This window comes from Parablautia muri, assembly GCF_009917485.1.
Classification (GTDB): domain Bacteria; phylum Bacillota; class Clostridia; order Lachnospirales; family Lachnospiraceae; genus Suilimivivens; species Suilimivivens muri.
Genome location: NZ_QZDT01000060.1, coordinates 1 through 21,325 on the forward strand (window position 1 = coordinate 1; position 21,325 = coordinate 21,325).

Annotated in this window: 27 protein-coding genes; 5 read left to right on the top strand and 22 right to left on the bottom strand. The window is 45.6% G+C overall.

The genetic code is table 11. The annotated features are described in order from the left end of the window. Positions 1-83: 83 nt before the first annotated feature. The 12 genes from D5281_RS20945 to D5281_RS21000 form a co-directional block, all read right to left on the bottom strand. Complete coding sequence (locus tag D5281_RS20945) at positions 84-224, bottom strand: hypothetical protein (RefSeq protein WP_160561964.1); 141 nt, start codon at positions 222-224, stop codon at positions 84-86. A 228-nt stretch (positions 225-452) separates the two neighbouring features. Further along, on the bottom strand, positions 453-1,535 hold the full coding sequence (locus D5281_RS20950; protein ID WP_277935512.1) for a hypothetical protein: 1,083 nt from the start codon (positions 1,533-1,535) through the stop codon (positions 453-455). Between the two features lie 223 nt (positions 1,536-1,758). Continuing rightward, positions 1,759-1,965, bottom strand: coding sequence for a hypothetical protein (locus tag D5281_RS20955; protein ID WP_016293598.1), 207 nt, complete (start codon positions 1,963-1,965; stop codon positions 1,759-1,761). A gap of 134 nt (positions 1,966-2,099) precedes the next feature. After that, the gene (locus tag D5281_RS20960) at positions 2,100-2,447 is read right to left on the bottom strand and encodes a hypothetical protein (protein WP_016303036.1); all 348 of its coding nucleotides are present in this window, start codon (positions 2,445-2,447) and stop codon (positions 2,100-2,102) included. A gap of 120 nt (positions 2,448-2,567) precedes the next feature. After that, positions 2,568-3,611, bottom strand: coding sequence for a hypothetical protein (locus D5281_RS20965; RefSeq protein WP_160561965.1), 1,044 nt, complete (start codon positions 3,609-3,611; stop codon positions 2,568-2,570). A 111-nt stretch (positions 3,612-3,722) separates the two neighbouring features. Next, positions 3,723-4,373, bottom strand: coding sequence for a DUF3879 family protein (locus D5281_RS20970; RefSeq protein ID WP_016303038.1), 651 nt, complete (start codon positions 4,371-4,373; stop codon positions 3,723-3,725). A 99-nt stretch (positions 4,374-4,472) separates the two neighbouring features. Beyond that, entirely contained in the window at positions 4,473-5,282 is an 810-nt protein-coding gene (locus D5281_RS20975; protein WP_016303040.1) for a DUF6033 family protein, read from the bottom strand. Positions 5,283-5,316: 34 nt separating this feature from the next. After that, positions 5,317-6,564, bottom strand: a complete 1,248-nt coding sequence (locus D5281_RS20980; RefSeq protein WP_016303041.1) for a M56 family metallopeptidase — start codon at positions 6,562-6,564, stop codon at positions 5,317-5,319. Between the two features lie 5 nt (positions 6,565-6,569). After that, positions 6,570-6,983, bottom strand: coding sequence for a BlaI/MecI/CopY family transcriptional regulator (locus D5281_RS20985; protein ID WP_120413877.1), 414 nt, complete (start codon positions 6,981-6,983; stop codon positions 6,570-6,572). A gap of 44 nt (positions 6,984-7,027) precedes the next feature. Then, positions 7,028-7,222 carry a hypothetical protein gene (locus tag D5281_RS20990; protein ID WP_160561966.1) on the bottom strand — a complete coding sequence of 65 codons (195 nt, stop codon included), beginning with the start codon at positions 7,220-7,222 and terminating at the stop codon, positions 7,028-7,030. 4 nt (positions 7,223-7,226) lie between these two features. After that, positions 7,227-8,174 (bottom strand): radical SAM protein, encoded by a 948-nt coding sequence (locus tag D5281_RS20995; protein WP_330585208.1) that lies wholly within the window; start codon positions 8,172-8,174, stop codon positions 7,227-7,229. Next, on the bottom strand, positions 8,122-9,021 hold the full coding sequence (locus D5281_RS21000; RefSeq protein WP_160561967.1) for a radical SAM protein: 900 nt from the start codon (positions 9,019-9,021) through the stop codon (positions 8,122-8,124). Before D5281_RS21000 ends, D5281_RS20995 begins: the two co-directional genes overlap by 53 nt. Positions 9,022-9,199: 178 nt before the next feature. Here D5281_RS21000 and D5281_RS21005 point away from each other — a divergent pair, with 178 nt between their 5' ends. Next, the gene (locus D5281_RS21005; protein ID WP_160561968.1) at positions 9,200-9,565 is read left to right on the top strand and encodes a winged helix-turn-helix transcriptional regulator; all 366 of its coding nucleotides are present in this window, start codon (positions 9,200-9,202) and stop codon (positions 9,563-9,565) included. Positions 9,566-10,324: 759 nt separating this feature from the next. Here D5281_RS21005 and D5281_RS21010 read toward each other — a convergent pair. Together D5281_RS21010 and D5281_RS21015 are read right to left on the bottom strand one after the other, a co-directional pair. Next, positions 10,325-10,741, bottom strand: coding sequence for a phage holin family protein (locus D5281_RS21010; RefSeq protein ID WP_160561969.1), 417 nt, complete (start codon positions 10,739-10,741; stop codon positions 10,325-10,327). A 108-nt stretch (positions 10,742-10,849) separates the two neighbouring features. After that, positions 10,850-11,089, bottom strand: coding sequence for a helix-turn-helix transcriptional regulator (locus tag D5281_RS21015; RefSeq protein ID WP_160561970.1), 240 nt, complete (start codon positions 11,087-11,089; stop codon positions 10,850-10,852). A gap of 469 nt (positions 11,090-11,558) precedes the next feature. Between D5281_RS21015 and D5281_RS21020 the strand changes: the two genes are divergently transcribed. The 4 genes from D5281_RS21020 (at position 11,559) to D5281_RS21035 (ending at position 13,407) form a co-directional block, all read left to right on the top strand. Continuing rightward, positions 11,559-11,885 (top strand): helix-turn-helix domain-containing protein, encoded by a 327-nt coding sequence (locus D5281_RS21020; RefSeq protein WP_160561971.1) that lies wholly within the window; start codon positions 11,559-11,561, stop codon positions 11,883-11,885. A gap of 70 nt (positions 11,886-11,955) precedes the next feature. Further along, entirely contained in the window at positions 11,956-12,477 is a 522-nt protein-coding gene (locus tag D5281_RS21025) for an ImmA/IrrE family metallo-endopeptidase (RefSeq protein WP_160561972.1), read from the top strand. Positions 12,478-12,687: 210 nt separating this feature from the next. Next, positions 12,688-13,104 carry a hypothetical protein gene (locus D5281_RS21030; protein ID WP_160561973.1) on the top strand — a complete coding sequence of 139 codons (417 nt, stop codon included), beginning with the start codon at positions 12,688-12,690 and terminating at the stop codon, positions 13,102-13,104. Positions 13,105-13,125: 21 nt separating this feature from the next. Beyond that, positions 13,126-13,407: a hypothetical protein gene (locus tag D5281_RS21035; RefSeq protein WP_160561974.1), complete on the top strand. Its 282-nt coding sequence runs from the start codon at positions 13,126-13,128 to the stop codon at positions 13,405-13,407. A 984-nt stretch (positions 13,408-14,391) separates the two neighbouring features. On the opposite strand, the gene D5281_RS21040 is transcribed toward D5281_RS21035, so the two are convergent. The 8 genes from D5281_RS21040 to D5281_RS21075 form a co-directional block, all read right to left on the bottom strand. Next, positions 14,392-14,649 carry a hypothetical protein gene (locus D5281_RS21040; protein WP_160561975.1) on the bottom strand — a complete coding sequence of 86 codons (258 nt, stop codon included), beginning with the start codon at positions 14,647-14,649 and terminating at the stop codon, positions 14,392-14,394. A gap of 40 nt (positions 14,650-14,689) precedes the next feature. Beyond that, complete coding sequence (locus D5281_RS21045; protein ID WP_160561976.1) at positions 14,690-15,406, bottom strand: helix-turn-helix domain-containing protein; 717 nt, start codon at positions 15,404-15,406, stop codon at positions 14,690-14,692. 384 nt (positions 15,407-15,790) lie between these two features. Continuing rightward, positions 15,791-17,200 (bottom strand): recombinase family protein, encoded by a 1,410-nt coding sequence (locus D5281_RS21050; RefSeq protein WP_160561977.1) that lies wholly within the window; start codon positions 17,198-17,200, stop codon positions 15,791-15,793. Continuing rightward, positions 17,082-18,653, bottom strand: a complete 1,572-nt coding sequence (locus D5281_RS21055) for a recombinase family protein (RefSeq protein WP_160561978.1) — start codon at positions 18,651-18,653, stop codon at positions 17,082-17,084. The genes D5281_RS21050 and D5281_RS21055 overlap by 119 nt, the downstream gene beginning before the upstream one ends. 215 nt (positions 18,654-18,868) lie before the next feature. Continuing rightward, positions 18,869-19,069, bottom strand: coding sequence for a hypothetical protein (locus D5281_RS21060; RefSeq protein ID WP_160561979.1), 201 nt, complete (start codon positions 19,067-19,069; stop codon positions 18,869-18,871). Positions 19,070-19,219: 150 nt separating this feature from the next. Next, the gene (locus tag D5281_RS21065) at positions 19,220-20,521 is read right to left on the bottom strand and encodes an N-acetylmuramoyl-L-alanine amidase (protein ID WP_160561980.1); all 1,302 of its coding nucleotides are present in this window, start codon (positions 20,519-20,521) and stop codon (positions 19,220-19,222) included. Positions 20,522-20,588: 67 nt separating this feature from the next. Continuing rightward, a complete protein-coding gene (locus D5281_RS21070) occupies positions 20,589-20,888 on the bottom strand; it encodes a hypothetical protein (protein WP_160561981.1) in 300 nt (99 codons plus the stop codon). Then, entirely contained in the window at positions 20,885-21,289 is a 405-nt protein-coding gene (locus D5281_RS21075) for a phage holin family protein (protein WP_016303073.1), read from the bottom strand. Before D5281_RS21075 ends, D5281_RS21070 begins: the two co-directional genes overlap by 4 nt. Positions 21,290-21,325 lie beyond the last annotated feature (36 nt).

Genomic DNA, 21,325 nt, shown 5'->3' on the forward strand with positions numbered 1-21,325 from the left:
GTATGACCATAAAAGAAACGCTTTAATCTATAAAAGTAAAAATAGCAGGATACCTTCCTGCCATTCTTTCCTGCTATGTATATTTATCTTTTTCCATTCGGTTTCCAGTACACCTTTACTACCCTGCCGCAGTTAGGCCATTTCAGTGACACAATGATCCATCCGGAACCCGTCTCCCCAATATCACAGGCCCGTTTCTTGCACCGTCTCTCCGGGCATTTCATTTTCCGGATAATACCACCTCCTCTCCCCCAAAATACATCTATTGCTATCTCCCCGCACCGATATGTAGAAAGGGAACCAGACAGGCATATGGTTCTATCTCTGCTTGGTTCCCTTTTATCGTTTGTGTATTATTGGTTTTCTTCCTGCTCCCCGATTCCCCAATCTGCCGGAAACCGGGGAAGCCTGCTCTCTGTGTTTTATTGGAGATATATAATGGATAGCCTTTTTCACTTTGTTTGATATGCTTTTTCTTTCAATTCATTGAAATCTACTATAATGGTCTTTTTTGTTGTAAAAGACTCTGTATCCCTCTCATCAAGAATACTGATACATATATTATTTCCATCAGAGATAGCATTACGAATGCTTTCATCTTGTGATAGATCTAAATTGGTTTCATATAGAGTATCAGAATAAACATCTAAAAGATAAAGCTCTCTGCCATTTCTTACAAAAAATCCATAATAATTATCCTGCGTATTTTTACCGTTATAAGCCATACGCAAACTAGGCAAATTAAGAAAGGTTTTTATCTGGTTATTTTCTATTTCCCCTATCGCACCATAATCTGAAAAATTCCTTATGTATATGTAACTGTCAAAACAATAAAATTCTACTATCCCATTATTGGAAACAAAATTTCTCAATTCAGAATCAAAGTACAGCTTACCAAGTAAATCATATTTTTTATCATCATAAATTTCTATATAAACATCATTTTCTGCTCCCATATTATTTACCAGCACATAAATATTTTCGTTGCTACAGGCAAATGTCGTTATCTGCTCACCTGTATTATCTGTAAACTGTTTTTCAATGCAGATATCCATATCCCCGGTATTCTCATTATATTTTCTGATATAAGTTGCTGTAGCCACATCATCTTTCATGGTGCTTAACATATAAATGTCTGTGTTCATTACAGAAACTGCGTCCATTGGATAAGAATTAAATTCGCTAAATATCATTTCAGATGTGTCAGAATCAGCGTTTACCATCAAAAGTTTATGTTCGTTTGTATTTAAGGTTACAGGCAGAATAACAGAATTATCAATCACTGTAGGTTTTCCACTTGAAATATAAAACTCTTCCACACTTACGATATCTGATTGCCTTTTTGAGGAAAGAACATATCGCCCAATTACCAATGCACCGTCATCATCAATATAGTTATAAACAACCGCATCATCCAACAAAGCAATCGGCGTATGATTATCGATATCTCCTATTTCATTTTCCTGACTGGAACACCCAACAAGCAAAGCCAGCATACAAACCACCCATAAAACCAATATAATCAATCTTTTCATAATATCTTGCCTTCCTGTTATGCTTTGGCTTTCTTTACAAAAACAGCTAAAAGAAAACTTTGCCATTCATGAAGCCTCTCCCCAATCTGCCGGAAACCGGGGAGAAGCCCTGTCCGGCGCAACTTTTGCGACCTCGCTTTTCCGCAGGGTGAGGAACTTATTTCCCATATAGACGTTCTGTGCCGCGTCCTGTTATCTCCATACAAAAACAGCCTTTCAAAAGTCACTCGTAATAATCTAACTGGTGGAAATTGTTAGGAAAAATGTAAAATTCCGTTCCTGTTTTCCCATCTATCTGCTTCCAGACAATCACTTTATAAGTCAGGGCTGTATAGGTCTGTGTCCCACCATCCTCATAGACCTTTTTAACCGGAATCAGCAGCAGAATCACCGCTATTACCACGAAAACAATAATGAGTTTCTTTTTCAAACCACGCCTCCAAAAAGTTAATCTGTAAAGCTCCCCCTGCTCCCCGATTCCCCAATCTGCCGGAAAACCGGGGAAGCCTGCCCTGTCCCTCTGTAGCCTATGGGGATATGCTACTGTAGAACCGTATGCATTTATTATCTTTGTGCCTTCTTTCTGATGATCATAGAAATCAGCATGGCCACTATCCCTAATACAAGATAGACCACCGCATACAGTATAAATGCCATTTCACCCATATCAAAAAATATCCATGTGCCAATCAGGAACAGAGCAGCCGAAACAATTGGAAGGCTCCACAGATGCTTCATATCTTTTCCTGCAAAAACGCCGAATATCACGGAGTATAACGGATTAAGTGCAAAAAACAAAAGAAAACATACGGCCATTCCTGCATCGCCTTTTACTAAAGTAACCGCAAGCCACGGCAATGCCAGCATGACTACCGCTGAAACCGCCAACCACAATATAATATTCTTTTTCATAATGCTGCAGAACCCCCATCATTTTTTTATATTGCAACTGCTTCCCTGCTGAAGCCTGTTCGTCCTCTGTGCCTTATTGGGGATATGTAGCCGTGGCAGACCTCCCCCGTTACTGTACCATCAATACCAAAACTTCGATGTCAGCTCCCGGTTTATGATAGATGATAGGAAATTGGGGTGATTACTCTGGAACATTTTCAGGCTTTCAAGGAAAGCCGCCATGCTTTCCGTTTTTATGTCCACAAAGGTTGCATCCAGCTCCCGGTCTTTCACGTTTTTCTCCACATATTCCTCCGACTGTTTTTCGTAAGTATCAACCATCGAAGGGTCTTTCTTTACTGCGCCTGCATACCAGTTCGTAAGGTATTTCAATGAACTAAGCCCGCCATCATCGTTCTGGCCCATCTTCTGGTACTCGGCATATGCGTCCTTATCCATCGCCTGCATCATGCCAAGCGCGTTTGTGGTCTGGACAAGGCCGATGCCATGCCCAAGATACCTGGCTTTTGCAACGCCGTAATTCATGTCCCCGCTGCTGTCGGCTTTTCCTGCGCTTGCCAGTTTTGCAATGGACTCCATCGCTTCCAGAAATGCCTCCCTGCTTTCCTCCGGGATAAAGTTCTGTGCCGCATATTCTGCTTTCTTCATGCCGAGTGAGATATTCGCCTGCCGCTCTTCCTCTGTCATAGAACCGCTGCTCCCCACAAGGAAATTCTGCCGGATGATGTCATACACAAATCCCTTCTCCTCTTTGCCGCAGTTCTCCAAAGCAGACGCAACCGCCTTATCTGCGCCATACATACCCGAATATGCCGGAAGGTCACTCAGGGAATTGTCAATCTGCACGATATCCTTTTGGAACGCCGCATTTTTCGCTTCCATTGCTTCCTTATCTTCCGGCACCATGCTGCCTTTCTTTCCTTCCACGAGGGCTGCCATACCGTCTCCCGAAAATTCCACAATGACCGCATCCCCATACTGTGAACGGATGTCTTTCATTGCCTGCAGGGTTTCTTCCCTTGACATCTTATCCATTACCTTGTTGCCATGCTCATCCGTGGTGTTAAATTCATACTTTACAAGGGTATCCTTCTTATATGCACCACTCCCATATGAGGGAATATTTGTTGTTCCTCTGTAAAACCGGCTGTAATCGATATTCATAATGTGCACTCTCCTTTACTTTGTTTTGATTAAATCCTTTATCATTTAGAGCTCCCCCACACCTCCGCAAAGGCATAAATTTATGCACCTCTGCGGAATAAGGTGTAAAGATCATATCTTCATATCCAATCTGCTACCCGAAGATGATTTTTTTACAAATGTATTGCCACTTTTGACAAGCTGGCTTTCTACGGATTCCCTTGTAACGCTGTCCAGTATTCTGGAATCAAACGGCTGTCCCTGTTGCCAATTCGGATTAGCCGCCTTTACCGCATCATAAAAAGCCTTATTATATGCTTTTTCATATTGCCCAAGCGTCCATGTACCTTTCAATCGGTCATCAATCTTAATGCTTTTTTGATATGCCGTATACAGTGATGTTCTTTTGGTTGTATCCCCATTCGCAACACCATTTTCTTGTATGAACTCCCTTTTGACCATATCAAACATCTCTTGACGCCAGTCTTCGGAAACATCTATAATCTGATTATATTCCGAAGGACTTTTTCCATCTACGCACATTCCTGCTACGCCATACGCATTAAGAAAATTTCCATTAGAGTCATATAATTTCATGTAATTTTTAATGATAGTATCCCGTCCGCCAAATGTTTCATAAATCAACCGCTCCTTTTCGGACATGCTTGCTTCATTTGCAATGATGGCACTCAAATGATCCCTTTCAACAGCTTTATACTGCGCACTGTTTTTGTTGATACTACTGTATCCTCCAGAACTCCCTGCATTGAAACTAATGTTCATTGATATCATCCTCCTTATTGAAAATATTTTTTGCGCCATCCTTGACCTGCATATAAAGAGGCACTCTCTTAAATACCTCTACAGAATAGGATTGAAACATTATATCTTCAAATCCAGATTCGCACCCACCTGTGTCTGTTCTTTTACAATGGTTTTGCCCGCATCCTCTTCCTGGGCAGCTTTGATGATTGTTTTCATATCTGTGTCATTCAGATAAATCGTGCCATCTTTGGAAGCAGCCATTTTTTCTTCTAAGAGTTGCTCTGCTTTGTTCGGAGTTGTTGTTCCATCTTCCGTTACCACTTTCTTTTCTTCCGACTCTTCGCTTCCCTTTGCTTCCTCTGCCTTTTCCTCTAATTTCTCCGCAAGCTGCTCCGCATTTTCACGGGCTTTTTCTCTTGACTTCTCAATCCGCTCTTCGGCGTTTTCCTGCGCTTCTTTACGGAGTTTTTCGTTTAACACATCTTTTCTAACTGAAACAGTAAAATTACTGTAATTTCCATTCTCATCTAAATATGCATGACGGCATACAACTGTACTTCCAGTTGCTGCAAAAAAACTATCTACATACTTATGTGCAGCTTCCACATCTTTCAATCTCTGCGTATATTCTTTTGCTGCCTTTGGATCATTCTGCATCTTCTCTAAAAGTTTCGGGTTAATATTCAAAACATCTACTTTACCATCATTTTTTGTATTAACCCCATAGCCGACTTGCAACTTCATATTAGGAAACTGTTTCTGCAAATTATTAAGGTATTCCTCATTGCCGCCACTCTTTGCTACTTCGGCGTTTTTCTCTGTAGCCGCTGTTTCCTTTGTTTCTTCTTTCTTTGCCGCTTCCTTCCTTGATGAAGCATATGTGTTTTCATAAACACTGCTATAATTGCCCACTCCTGTGATTGCCATAATCATATCCTCCTTAAAATTCAATTCCTTTTACCTATAATATTTTGAACAACGCCATCATCCAATTGTCCTCTTGCCTTATGTATGGAATCCGGACTACCTCATCCGTTGAATCAGTTTCATATAAACATGACTGCCCACCGCATAAAAAACCGGGAAGTTTATAAAATCCTCCAAAGACAATATATATCTGCCCCTCTGCATTGTTTTTTCCCAAAAATGCCTCAAATGCCTCCCTGTCCACATAAACATAACTGTCATCATAAGAAATCATCTGATCCAATCTGCTATCATGATTTGAAATGGTAACTCCATCTTCACCGACATACTCATATACCAGTATGCTTTCATCTTCCCTGAATTGGGCATAAGAACAGCTATGTATGACGAGTAATGCCGCACCTGTTACTGCTACCAGAACTGCTACCATGCACATACACAGTTTTTTCCGGTATGGGTGGAAACCTGCAATCTTCCCCATCCGCCTTTTCATGCCTATAAATTCACTTTCCCCTGCATAGGTAACGGCGGGCGGTACATTCTCCGATTCAGAGAGCAGCAGTTTTAGAGTTTTCAGCAATACCAGCCCATACTCATGTGCCGTCTTCCCACTGTTCTGTATGCACACCCTGTCGCAGATATCTTCCATATCCGCTCTGAAATGTTTCTGGAATACTGTCAGGAACGGATTAATCCACAAAAGGCACCTCAGCATATCCCACGCAAGCCCGAACCATAAATGCCCTAACCGGATATGTGTCTGCTCATGCTGTATAATGGCTTTTAATTCCTCCCGGCTGTAGCTGTCCGCCATTGTTTTTGGCAGGACAATCTTCGGTTTCAGCAGGCCGATTGTGAATGGCGTAATATTCATGTCAGTAACACTGATCCTGATGCCATCAAAAAAGACTTTTTCCATTCCGGCAACCAGCCTCCGAAGGCGCAGCCGCTTTCCAAAGACACAGATAACGGCTACCAGAATACCCATTGTATAAATACGGCCAACCCACAGGCAGGACATAGTTCCCTTTGTCATCCACCATGTCGCCTTACATATGGCTGCATTTTCATAAAACAGCTTCAGCTTCCCAAGAAATGGGGTGACCAGAAATACTGCCCATAGCATCCCTTTCAAAAAAATCCGTTCTGAAAAAAGCATTTTCCGGAGCAGCATCACAAGCCCGGTCAGTACAAGTGAAAAGGCGGCGCACCGCACAAGCTGTGTTGTCAGATATACTGCGCATAAATCCAGAAAGCTGCCAATCCGTGGCCAGTCGAGCATAGCCATCACTCCTTTTTATCTGAGGATTCCGCATTCTGCCCCTTGCTTTTCTCCAGAATCTCCTCCAGTTCCTTAATCTGCTCATCCGTCAGTGCGAAGCTCTGTAGCAGCGCCGCCATTGCATTTGTCCCGCTTCCGGAAAAATAACTGTCCACAAACTTCCTGCTTTTCTCCTTCACGCATTCCTCCTTTTGCTTCAGCACATAGTAGTGGTAAACCCTTGAATCATGCTCATCCACGGTGTATCCAAGGATATCCTTCTGGTTCAGGCGGTTCATCAGCACCCGCACCATCCTCATCGACATATCCACATTCCCATGCATCCTTTTGTAAACCTCGGAGGATGTCAACGGCATATCGCTCGCCCAGAGAACTTCCATGATCTGCCATTCGCTCGGTGTAATCTCTTCCTTTGCCATATCTCTGCCTTCCTTTCGTTTTATTTCGTCACTTTATTTATCGGTCAATTATTGTTAATTGTTAAGAGCCGTTGACGCTTTTGCATGATATGGGTATAGGCAGAGGGCTGATCATGGGAAATTACTTTCCCACTTTCCAAGTAATTTCCCTTATCAGGCCGCCCGGCCTGCCTGCGGAAATAGCAGACCGCCGCATATGGCGGATGAAGGCCATAGTACGGCGGTTGGCTTTTGTACATTCTATCATCCTAAAGATTTCAGGTTTCTGCGGTATTCCTCCATTTCCTTCTCACTTACCGTATCCATGATATGCTGCAGCTCACTGACCACGGAATCCCGCTCCTTCGGCAGATAGGCAGTGACCGGATAAAAGTTTGAACTGGAGTTGGCAAAAAGGTGCGTCCGTATCTGCAAATTCTGGATAAACACCTGCAGTTCCCGCAGGCGTTCTTTCTCCCCGGCGGGAACAAACCTGCCCTCCTGCTCCATGCGGTACAGTTCCGTGTCCGGGAACAGCGTAAGGGAATCTACCGAGATAAAATAAGGGTTTAACTGGCTGAACAGCTTTGCACTGTTTACCGCATTCCAGTATCCCCTGCCTTTCCCCGCAAGCCCGGTCATGTAGACAAAATAATATTCAATCCCCGCCTCGTCCAGCTTCCGGCACTGCTCTAAAATGTCAGCCGCCGTGTACCCCTTGGCCGCCAGTGTAAGCGTATCATCATCCCCGCTCTCCGTCCCGATGCTCAGACCGTTTATCCCCATTGCCCGGAGCTTCTTAAGCTGCCACACTTCCTTGTCCCTGATATCCCTTATGCTTGCGAACATGGCCATCGTCTGGCACTTGATGAGGTAATCCCTTACCGTGAGCGCCCGCAGCTTCAAATTCTCATAGCTCATGGCAAACGGGTTCGCCCCCGTCCAGAAGATGCGTCTTGCATATGGCTGGTAGCTTTTGATCTCTGCCAGATCTTCCTCGAACTCCTCCAATGGTGACATACGGAAACACTCGCCTTTATAAAGGCTGCAGAAACGGCATTTCCGGTATGTGCAGCCGAAAGTTGCCTGTATGATGACAGAATTCGCCTCGTAGGGCGGCCTCCACGTCCTTCCCGTAAAATGCAACTGAACCACCTCCCTACAGATGATGGACGCTCTCACGGTAACGCCGCAGTTCGTCCTCGCCCACATTCTCTATGACATCATCAAGGAAAGCCAGCAGTTTCTTCTTATCTTCCGGTAAAACACCATGAAGCTGAAAGGCATTGGAAGCGCCAAGCGCCGCAAACTCTGTGGGGATTTCCAACCCTTCCACCAATGCCCTGACTTCCCTGTACTTTTCTGTCTCACTTTCCTCTTTCCAGTTCCCACGCCGGATTTCCTGATAAAGCCCTGAATTGGGATATATCGTCAGCATATTTGCGCCGACCAGCAAAGGATGAAGTTTATTGCATACAGCGGCGGTGGCTTTTGCCCCGTCCTCCCCGCGCCCTGCGCCGGATATGCCCGTCAGATAGAAAAAGCTGTAGCGGATGCCTGCCTTATCCAGACGCCCGCACTGCTCCAGAATGTCTGCCGCAAGGTATCCTTTATCCATGAACCGCAGCGCCTCGTCATCCGCCGTCTCGATGCCGATTGTCAGCCCGTCATAACCGGCCCCATGCAGGGCTGCAAGCTCCTCATCTGATTTCAGGGTAATATCCGTCACCCTGGCAAAACTGCCGATGGTCTCCATCCCCGGAAAATATTTGTGTACCAGTCCCGCAATCTCCATCAGCCTGTCATATTTCAGCACAAACGGGTTCGCCCCTGTCAGGAAAGTCCGTGACACCTTCCTCCCCATAAAACGGCGGTACATTTTCTGTGCCTCTTTCAAGTCCGCCTCTATATCTTCCATCGGTGACATCCTGAACTGGAACGGCAGGTCTGCGTAAAGCGTACAGAATTTGCATCTGTGGTGCGTACAGCCTGCGGTGACTTCCAATAACAGGGAAGATGCCTCATAGGGCGGCCTCCATATGGTTCCTGTATAGTGCATCTTTCATTCCTCCTCGTGTCTTTCCTCTTTTGCACTAAATTACCTCTAAAACTCCATGAAATCAAGTACTGTCTTTTTTAGTCGGTAGTACACTTTTTCATACTATCTATTAAAAATGACCGTATCTTGATTTTTTCCCACTGCAGGAATATACTGGTGGGGAAAGAGGTGGAATGAAATGGCTGAGAATAAATTCAACAATGAGGAAACCATTGCCCGCTGCGTCCCTATGGGCAGGCTCCAGTCTGTGATCGGAGGCAAATGGAAAATCCTGATCTTATGGTATGTGTCCTTTTACAAAGTCCAGCGGTTCGGTGAACTGATGCGCCGCCTTGACGGTATCACGCAGTCCACGCTGACAAAGCAGCTCCGGGAACTGGAAAGTGACGGGTTCCTCCACCGGGAGATTTACAAGGAAATCCCTCCGAAAGTGGAATACTCACTTACTGAGTTTGGGAAGATCTTCATCCCCGTCCTGCAGACCATGATGGCATGGAGCGAAACATACCTCTGCCCGGATTACCAGAATCCCTACGAAAAATAGCATAGAGGCAGGCCTGCCTGCGAAAACGGCAGACCGCCGCATTTCCCGCACTTTATTGGATTGCATGAAACGACTATTTTCCGGGTATGAAAAGCAAAAAAAGAGCCTTTACAGTTCCTTATCATTTTCCCATTATCTTTTTATCAATTCTCCCATACACTATTTGACAAAACCTATACAATTTGGCGAAACTACAGCTTTTGCCAGATTATATGGAAGTTTTGCCAAATTGTTTCACTTTTGCCAAATCGTATGAGGTTTTGCCAAAAGGTTTCACTTTCGCCAAATTGTATCCGACTTTCGCCAAATCGTTTATACTTTTTAGCAAAAAAACCCTAGAACACAAATTCACCCACTCCCGAATGTAAAATTGCCCCTAAAAACACAAGAAAATAATGTAACTTTCAGACCTATGTACTGCCAAGAATGCCGTATTTACGGGCTTTGTGAGGTTTCCGCAACTTTATCCACCGAAAGCTAAGGCACCCGCCCATTTGCCCCGTCGATACTATTTATAGAAAGTCAGAGGGTGGGGTAACTTTTACATGGGGATTTTACCCCACCCCGCTGTTTTTTACCCCTTTACCCCTTTTTCTTACCCCACCCTCTCGGATTTTACCCCTTTTACCCCATGCGCTACCCCACCAAACCGGAGGGATTCTTTCTATATTAAAATGTAAATTTTCAATAAAAAGAACTGACAGATATACCTATCAATTCTTTTCATCAAAATATTTGCAATCTTTTCATTACCATATTTTAGTCACTGTTTTCTTCTATACCTTCTTCGCTATCTTTTTCATTACTTTCTTCACTGTTTTCTTCGCTATTTAACTGTTCAACAATCTTCACGATAATTGGCGGTAATGGCACTCCAAGATGCTCCAAGTTATCTAAAATAGCAAATCCCTCTTTTGAAAGGTAAAAAGAAATAACGGTTGTTCTGATTGTAGAATCATTACCTACAATCATCGTATCAATAATATTAGCAATACATATAAGGACAATAATTCCAATCTTTCCAAATACGGCTTTTAACCCCAGCTTCCTCTTTATCCATTTTTTCTCAACAATAGCAACTAATATAGCCGTTATGTAATCCATCACTACAAACACTGCCAATGCACAAATCATCTTATCAATTCCTCCCAATAATTCAATGATATAGTTTGCCATATCCATCCCATCCTTTCTCAAAATATTCTAGAATATATCTTTCCTCTTCTTTCTGGTTGAGCGGATATTATCCACCCGCCTTCACTTACTTGTCTTTCCATTCGGTTCTTATTTTTGTATTTTTCTTAAACGTTTGGAAAGTTCTCGATTAAAAAAAATGGCATCGAACTCTGCGAAAGACAAATTCAGCTTATCAACCAGAATTAGCATCTCTGCCGCTTTGAATTTGTTCTCTTTGCTACATTCCTTATGGCACATTGCCTTTTCGGTAATGCCGAGGGCTTTTGCTAGGTCCTTTTGACGAAGGTTCCGCTCCACACGCTTTGCTTTTAACAGACGCACATTCATTTGCTACATCTCCTTTCGTTTAAGCATGAGCTAATTATATTAAACAAATGGTAAGTTGTCAACATCAAACTTTCCATTTGTTTTTATCAAAATTCTAAAAATCTTTATATAATAAGGGTTTTTTCATATTTTTACTTTCCAAAAAAATTTTTATATTGACACAAATGGTAAGTTCTGTTATACTTTTGGTAAATCAGAAATTCGTATTATTAATTTTTTATAGAATGAATAACTACGAATGAATGCAAACTATATTTGCATGACTGCTGTAGATAGGCTATAAGCGCCAGTTAAAAGAGCAAGCCAGTTAGAGCTGAAAAAAAAACAAAAGGGGCAAAAACATAAATGAGGAAGACCCCTAATCACAGAACGAGTAAGCCAAACACTGCAAGATGCCAAGAGATGCTGACCAGAGAAGTGCCACGCAGAGCATATGCAAATCTGATTAGAAATGAGGAAAACAAAAAACATGACAAAAAATATTTTAGGAGAGCGGATTTCTGATTTGCTACAAAAACACGGTTTGTCTCAAAGGGAGCTGGCAGAAAAAGTCGGTGTGACGGAGGTCTCCATGTCCAGATACATCAGCGGGGATCGCGTTCCTAAAGGGCCTATTGTCGTGAATATCGCAAATGCTTTGCATACGACAGTCGAAGACCTAATGGGATCGGAAACAGAATCCGATTCCGAATTGGAATATTACCGCACCCAGCGTGCAATCGCACGAAATGCAAAGAACTGGACGCAGAAACAGAAAGCCGACCTTGTAAATGCTCTCTTTGAGTCTGAAAACTGAGAAAGGAACAGACTTGAGAGGATTATTGACCCCGGGCAGGTGCGATGAGATTAAAAAAGAAGTTCTCTTTATGTTTGAAGAGTGCGAGATCAACACCTACCCCATTGACTGCTTTACAATCGCAGACAGGCTGTACTATCAGTTACGGCCATATTCATCCCTTCCTATGGTTAAGCGCCTGAAAGCTCTCGCTTTCGACATGGATGGCTATTCCAGGGTCGAGGTCAACCCCCAAACAGGGATGAATGAATATGTGATCTATTACAACGATCATACAAATCAGGGACGAATGCGTTGGACCATCCTTCATGAGATTGGCCATGTTTATCTCGGCCACCATGACAATCCGGATGACAGCCTAAGCGCCATCGAAGAAGCAGAGGCTAATTTCTTTGCCAAATACAGCATTGCTCCACCGCCGCTCATCAATGTTGCGAAATGTACAAGCCCCGATGACGTTGCTGCTACTTTCGATGTGTCTGGAGAGGCATCCTTCAACATTTTCGATTATTATAAGAAATGGATGGAATTCGGTCCAATTGATTATGAGCCCTTTGAAATCGAGATGCTACAGCTTTTCCAGGCAGCATAATCTCTTAGGACAAGTGATGTTTCCTGATAAAGACCTCCGGGAACCGTCATAAGTCCTAATCCCCTCTTAATAGGGATTGGTTAAACAAATGGGAACACACAATATATTGTGTATAAATATGTATTTTCTTGCTTGAAGCTCTAAATATAGTAAGTTAAAATTATATTATACAAAAGCAGAATCCTATTCCGGGAAGGTGGTGAAAATCGCATGGAAGAGAATACAATAAAAATAACAAAAAGAAACGATGAAGAGTTTGTCTTTGACATAAGCCGGATAACTGAAACGATTTGCCGGATGTTTGAAACCCTTTCAGATTGGGACGATCTCATTGATGATATACTTGAAAATGTCAAGATCGCCTTTTACACGGCACTGCATTCCATTTGGCACTGTATCGCCAATGGTTTCCTGTCAAGACGAAGAAGCGGTAGAAAACCACGCCATATTCATCATGCATTTATTATGGCCGCTGTTCTCATACCAAGCGTACACACTACTACTACAGTATTTAGTAGCTTTGAAGTCTTGATCCGGAAAGTTTACCTACAGAGAACGCAGGATAGAGGTTCTGATGATTCCTCTTCTAATGGTTATTTCAATTACATAGCTCTACCAATAATCTAACCATGTAGGAGGAATGAAAAAATGAGAAAGAACATAGCGGAAGGTATCTCGGACTCCTTCGAAGATGCCATGAACAGTTACTACGAGTCCGCATCTGTCAAGAAAGACGCACATAAATTCAATATCAAATACTTCCATCTGCGCCGCAGGCTCATGCCGGAAGAGCAGGCGATGCTTGACGAGATTTTCACGGATGCAGAAAGAAGTGAACATGATGCCACCCGGAAAGCCTTCAGCCGTGGCATTGAAATCGGAATATCAATGGAACGCTCCATACAACCAGAAACGGAGCCGGAATGTTAACAGAATAGCCCGACCGAGTCTTATCGACCAGTCGGGCTACTTTTAGTACCAATCATCATACCGGGACTGGTATTTTTTCTGTTTCCTCTTTACTGCCAAATAGCCTGTGTACTTTTATTTGTATACCCCCTCCATTGTCAAATCTGATAATATGCAAATTCTCCGTGACCATGGACAATCGTCCATTTACGGACTACTCTGTTGCATTCTATTATGCAGGCTTTATCGCTACCTTATTATCCGTTGCCATAATGCCCCACTTCTAAAAGAACTAATCAAAGGGAAATCAAAGCCAATCCATCTTTTTTTCTATATCTAATACCGCCCTTTATGTATTCCTCCAGTTCCATTGTCAATCACACTTCCAATACTAGGATAAATATTGATTGGCCACTTAACAAAATTCTATCCCCCCTCGGTAATAAACCTGTTATAACTACATCGAATATTTATTCTGTTATGGATTCTAAAATTAGGGACATAAAATGACCAGGTATCCCTTTTTTCTCCAGAGATGCCTGGCCACTTCTTTCGTATTAGGAAATTTGCTAAAAAAGTGTATAAGAAATAGACATACTTAATTTACGCAACATTCACACTCTCTTTTCACAAATTCTAATACTTATTATTCAATTTTTCTTTATGTATCAAATAAAATGAATAAACTTTTTACCGAATGGCTAATCTATTTTTGTATCAACAATATTCAAATCAAATTATCCTTGTCCCACAAGTTTATTTTCAAATATAAATATTCCAAATCTATACCGCAATTTCCTTCTATGTATGCTTCCTAATAAAACATTCTTCATTCCTACATCTACCTCCTTTTTCTTTCTTTTTTTCTCTCTCTTTCTTTTCTTCTGTATATTTTATCATCGTTAGGCTTGTCCGCTTTGCTTGTCCCACTCTGCTTGTCCGTCTTCCTTACTGGTGGGTGCTGCTGTATGCAGCACCCAAGTAGGGAGAAGGAATCTACGCTCGTTAACGATGAATTAAATTAACCAATGCCTTGATAGTCTGTGTTTCGCACATGGCATACAGCTCCAATTGTAGATCATCCCTCTGGCGGATCAAATCCTGTAGATTGCTGTCACCAACTTTCAGATTATCAATCGCTTGTTCATTTTCATCTAACTTGCGGCGCAATTCCTGATACTTGTCCGACTTCTGGAACTCGAGCTGTACTTCCTCTATATACTCATAGTAACCTTCCATCAGACATTTAGATAAATCTTTCATATCAGTCTGCCTCCGTAGTTTTTTGTTCAATATTCAGTTTTTAATATGCTGACAGCTTCAAACATTCGCTGTTCCGTCCCCATGTGACCTCCTTCCTTATCTCCATCTTGCTGAAATCGATCAATGCGACAGAAACATTCGCAAGCACCTGGTTCTGGTTTACCCCTGTTTTAACCTGGTCAAATAGTGCTTCATCATCCATTAACACCGTGTATTGCACATCCACTTTCGGTTTGAATGAAAGCAACCTGCCGAGGTTATAATAATATGCACTCATGCGTACTGCGGTATCAAACCTGACCTGCGAAAAGTTTGTCACGAATTCCCATCTGACTTTGGTGCTGTCATTCGAAACCAGAAAAGCAAAATCCACTTCCCTGTTTTCTCCCAACGGAAGCAATTGGTATGTACCGCCTCGTTCCATAAGGTACTTGGAGATAATCCCCAAAGCGATAGTTTCATTCTGCAGTGACACCACTTGTTCAAAGTCCTTAGTTCCTTCGATCTCATCAGGATTATAACCAGCTGCTTTTAAGAATTCGTCACTGGATAAGCCCATCTCTTTTGCATAATGCTCTGATGCCATCTTGAAACATAATTTTTTTGAAGGCCTGCAAATCCCAGATTTTACCCTGGATAGTTGCGCTGCTGAGATACCGCATGCCCTGCTAAATTCGGATAGGCTCCGTGGACCACATGCCCGTGTAATTAACTCAGCCAAAGCATCAACATCTGCAAGTGTTTTTGTAGCATCCACTACTGTTGCCTCCTTGTCAGACTGTACTCCAAAAAATTAGCTTTTGAGCCAATTTTCATGCTTATAGCGTACCACCAAAGGAATAATTTGTCAAGAAAAAATCGTTACATTTCGTTTTATGTAATAAAATGTAACGAACACAAACAAACCTATAACAGATTTTAAATTATAATTGAATCGACACAATGATTTCAAGAATCATTAGAATGACTGTTAGCAGTTCATAATCACACATAGAGCGATTTCCTCTTTCCCGGTTTTACCCATAGTCAGAGGGGCAAGTTCCCTCTGTTGAGAAAGACCAACCACGTACCTATTATGGCAGCACCCCACAAATGTATTTAACAGAAGGGCGGCACAAGACCGCCCCGGCATATTTCTGCATTATTCTTCCGTCTCAATCTCCAGTTCCGTGCCATCCAGAAAATAAAAATGCAGGAGCCCGCCATCGTGGACTTCCACACACTCCAGTACCATGTTCACAATCTCCGGGCAGACCGTTTCAAGCGGCGGCTGGGCTGTCAGCTCCATCATCTGCCCCGCCCGCCATTTCTCCAAGGCATTCCCCTCCGTTATCTGTTTTTTCCATGCAGGCAGAAAACTTTCCCTGTTCTCCACAATGCCGTTCCATGCCGTCAGGAATGCTTTCTCCAAATCCCTCTCGTAGAGGTTGCCGCTCTTGCATCCCACCACGCCTTTCTTCTGGTAGCGTTTCCCGCACTGCCATACCCTGACCTTCCTGCCGTTCCGCGTCCATGTCCGCCGCCAGTATACCGCTCCGCATTTCCCGCACACCACCCTGCAGGTGAAAGGCTGCACGTCCGTGTAGCGCCCCATGTTCTGCAGATTGTGCTTTTCCCGGAAAAGCCGCCTGCGCCCTAATTCAAGCTGCACCGCCTCCCACATTTCCTTATCCACGATGGGCGGGTGGCTGTCCTTCACATAGACCTGCTCTATCTGCCCGTAGTTGCGCTCCGTCCTTTTGCTGAGGAAATCGGCGGTATAATATTTCTGCAAAAGCGCATCCCCTTTGTACTTCTCGTTTTCAAGGATGTGCTGGATGGTGGAGACCGCCCACTTCGGCTCGCCCATGCATCCCGGAACACCCTCGCTGTTCAGCCCCGCCGCTATGGTCTCAGGGTTCAGCCCGTTCATGAACTCGTCAAATACCCTGCGGACGATAGCCGCCTGCGCCTCGTTGATGACGAGGTTCCCGTCCGCATCCTTGTCATAGCCGAGGAAGTGGTTTGCGTTTAAGTGCATCACCCCCTGCTTGAACTTGGTGCGGATGCCCCACCTGCAGTTCTCCGAGATGGAGCGGCTCTCCTCCTGCGCCAGTGAGCTCATGATGGTAAAGAGCAGCTCCCCCGCCGCGTCCAAAGTATTGATGTTCTCTTTCTCAAAGAATATCCCTATGCCCAAGTTTTTGAGTTTTCTTGAATACTGCAGGCAGTCCTGCGTGTTCCGTGCGAAACGGGAAATGGACTTTGTGATCACCATGTCGATTTTCCCGTCCTCGCAGTCCTTTATCATTTTTTTGAACTGTTCGCGCTTGCTTGTGTTCACGCCGGATATCCCTTCGTCCGCATATATGCCCGCCAGCGTATAATTGGGTTTGTTCGCAATGTACTCCGTGTAGTGCTGTACCTGGTTGTCAAAACTAAGGAGCTGGTCTTCATTGTTGGTGGACACCCGGCAGTATGCCGCCACCCTTAAAACCTCCCTCTCCTGTGTCCTGCCGCCCCGTGTCACCGGATGCGGGCTTGCTGGTATAAGTGTAACATCTCTCGCCATTCTCGTTCTCTCCTTCCGAAACTATGATCTCTCCTTCAAATTCCCATGTGTCCGCCACTTCCGCAGGCACCCTCACGCCCCTGCAGGCATCCGGCCCCTGCTTCACCCTTTTCCCGCACCACCAGAACTCATACCCGCTCCATACCCGCTGCTGATGGTGCATCAGGCTTCCGCATTCCCCACAGTAGAGCCGCCCGCTCAAAGGGTAGGTTTTATGCATTTTCTCCGGCTTTGGTTTGTACGGGCATCCCTTCCGCCGCTCGTAGGCTCCCTTTTCCATGAAGGAATAGGATTTTATCCCAAACTCGTCCGTGTGTTCCATCACCACGGCCTTGCCCTCTATCTGCCAGCCCTCCGTGGCCCCGGCGGGTACCCAGATGCCGGGGCAGCCTTCCTCCGGCCTTTTCAGCCTTGTGCTGCACACCCAGTATTCCTGCCTGCCCCGGTTGGCAGTCTTGTGGTGGAGCAGCGCCCCGCATTCCGGGCAGTACAGCTTCCCGCTTAAGGGGTAGGTATTATGGGAATCCCCGTTCCCCTTCCGCTCCGGCTTTTTGGTTTTCACCTGTCCGGAACGCTCCGCAAGCACCTCCTGCACCTTGTCCCATAATTCCTCACTGACGATTGCCGGATGGTGGCCTGCGATATACCAGCGGTTCCTCTGCCCCCTGTTCTTATGGCGCACCCTGTCCGCGTCAAGGTATGTCCTCTGCATCATGACGCCGCCCTTGTATATCTCGCTCTGCAGGATGCGGGTAACGCCGCAGTCATCCCATTCCTGCCCTCCCGGCTTCCTGTAGCCGCGCTTATTGAGATAAGCCCGGATTCTGCTCACCCATACGCCATCCGCCGCCAGTTGGTACATCTTCCTTACCACAAAAGCCTGCTCCGCATCCAAAATAATCTCTCCGTTTGCGTCTTCCGAAAAGCCGTAGCACTTCCCAACCTTTACCGCAGGGATGCCCTGCTCGAACTTCCGGCGGTTGGTCAGCTTGGCGTTCTCGCTCGCCCCTTCGCTCTCCGCCTGCGCAAAGGCGGAAAGGATGGTCAGCATCAGCTCCCCCTCGCCGGAGAGGGTGCTGATGTTCTGCAATTCGAAAAAAATACCGACACCCATCCCTTTCAGCTCCCTTGCCGATTTCAGGACGGTGACGGTATTCCTCGCAAACCTCGATATGGATTTTGTTATGATCAGGTCTATCTTCCCCGCCCTCGCGTCCTCCATCATCCTCTGGAATCCGGGGCGGGCTTCCTTATAGCCGGAGATGCCCTGGTCGGAATAGATGCCCGCAAACTCGTACATGGGGTTTGCAGTTATCATCTCCCGGTAGTGCTGCTCCTGGTTCTCCAGCGAGCCTTCCTGCTCCGGACTGTCCGTGGACACGCGCGCATAGGCGCATACCTTCAATTTATCCGCGGGATGTGCCTCACCCGCCTTGATTATTTTTATCCGCATATATTAGGTAACTCCTTCCTTTTTTGCTAGTCTATAAATCACTCTGAACGCCGTATTAGTCAAGAAAAACAAGGGTGTTCACGGCGTTTTTATTTCCCCGTGGATTCGCTTAGTGTAAAAAAATACTGCCGGACAGGTCCGACCTGTCCGGCTGCGTATTTTCCCCTGAAGCCAGTTCTGTGGAGTCAGGCAGTATTCAGTTACTTTTTACAGGTTCAGCTTTCGCCGGAAATTTCCGCCTCCAGTATCCTGTATGCATCCACAAGTTTCCCTTCCAGATTTCCTCCCAGATAGGCTTTCAGTTCTTTCTTGGAGATCAGCACCATGTTTTTATTTGTCTCCGATTCGAGGCACCTCACCGCCTCCAGTGCATTATGGACGGCATCCATGATGGTCTCCAGTTCTTCTGCTTTCATTTTCTATCCTTTCTGCCCTGTATTTGGGGAGCGGGCCGGGCTTCCCCGTTCCATTGGTACACATATTCGCTCTGAAATGCAGGATTAGCAAGGACTGTCTGCGGAAATACTGCACAAACATATGCCCTGCCTTTTGTCTATCATTTTCCCTTAAATCCGTGTGGTGAATGAAAGCGATATCCACCCGTCCCGCTTTTCCTGATAGGCTTTGAGCAGCCCCCAGCCGTCCTTTTCCTCGACCACGGTGAAAATGCCCACGCCAGTAAATTTTCCTGTCTTGGGGAAAGCCGTTCCGGGGCCTTTTCGGATATTCAAATCAGGGATAGATACGCGCACCATGTAGGGTGCGGAAAAGGTGAGGCTCTCCATGAACTGCACCTTCCCTTCGCTGATGACGGCTTTCAGGATGGAAAGAATCTTCTCCCCATACTTCTCCCCTGCCGCCCAGCCTTTCCCCTGCGGGTTTTCTTTCTGGCCGAGCCACTCCACATAGGGAGCGCAGCCCCTTGTGACATAGCGGAAACGGGAATCGATTTTTTCATTTACAAGTGCATCCGTGGAGGCATAGGCTTTGAGGTGCTGCATCTGCGCCCGGATGCCAAGCTGCGGCGTGTCAAAGGACAGCCCTGCTCTGCCCCTCTGCGTCACCCCAAGCCCGCAGAAATTATTCTGCGAAAGTGTGACCGCAGAGCCGGAGAAAGCGAAATTCCCTGTTTCCAGACAGGACTGTGCAAAGGCGATGTCACCCCTCACGCCCTCCACCTCACCTTCCGAAAGGTACAGCGGGATCATATCCAGTACCGACTGTTCCACAGACGGATTTTTCTTTTTCAGATAAGATTTCATCTGCTCCACCGTTGCCACAGCCTTTCCCATGATGGCGGTAAGGGAATCTCCCCCCATAGCCGCTTTGATATCTTTCCTGAACTGTTCCATCGTAAGGCCGAACTTAGACCACAGATGCTCCACGTCTCCGTGGTTGCTGGCAATGCCCCTCTTACATCCCTCCGAATGGGAAATCACCACACCATCCGCCAAAGGGTCTAAATTATACTGGAGGCAGAGATGTGCAAATAATTTCACTGCATATTGATAGGTTATAAGCACATGGGCTTTCGTATTCTCGCCGGTCCCGGTCTCCGTCCAGTTCGCGCCACTGGTATATCTGATGGTGGCAGGCTCCGTCATCTCCACGCCGATGTGGGTATTGTTCGCATTTCCGCCGCAGTGCCAGCCCCGATGTTCCCACGGGAGCAGTTGGTACACATCCCCGCCCGGCTCAATGATGGCGTGGACGCAGGCATTGGCGTCAGCCCTGTTCCAGTTCTTCATGAATGCATCCGCCTTTGGCTGCGGGCATCCCACCGAGTGGATCATAAGACCTTTCACGGTGATGTGCTTCCCGGCTTTATAACAGCCGGACTGTGTAAGGTAATTCTGTATTAAATTCATCCCATTTCCCTCTCTTTCCGCACGAAAAAAGCACCGCCGCAGCGATGCCCTTCCAAAAATTATCCTGTTATCTTTCCACCCGTCTCAGCATGGCGCGGCACACCTGCCTTGCCCTCTTTTTCAGCGGGCGTTTCCATCTGCGGATGGATGCCGCTCTGGTGTGGTTCCTCGACCAGCCGCCGAAATCCTCCAGCGTGTACTTCCCGTGCATCTCCATTTCACCGTATGCCCTCATCCGTAATCCCTCCGTTCCTGTATTCCGGTTTCCCCGGTCACAGACATGTTCGCTCTGGACGGGCATAATAGCAAGCGGGAATGGAACCATAAACTGCACAAACATCATCAGAAAATTTGTGCAGCATATCATTCCTCTTTTTCCTCCCGCAACTGCTCCAGCACGGCTTTCAGCTTCCCCGGAATGGGAAGCCCCGTCCGGGCAGCATTCTCCAAGATAGAAATGCCTTCATTGGAAAGGTAAAAGAAGATGACCGCCGTCCGCAGGACGCTCCCCTCCCCGATGATGTGCGTATCCACGATATGCCCCACCGCCACAAGGCTGAAAATGATCACTTTCTTAAAAATGCCTTTGAATCCCACCTCGCTGGAGAGCTTCTTCTCCACCGCTGCCGCCATCAGCCCGGTGGCATAGTCCACGATGACAAACACCACCAAAGCATAAAGGAAGCCGTCAAAGCCTCCCATGACCGCACCCAGCGCACCGCCGAGCGCCGCGAACGCATACTGCGCCGCCTCGATAAAATTCTTCATTCTGTTCTCCTCCTTAAAATCAGACATAAAAATAAG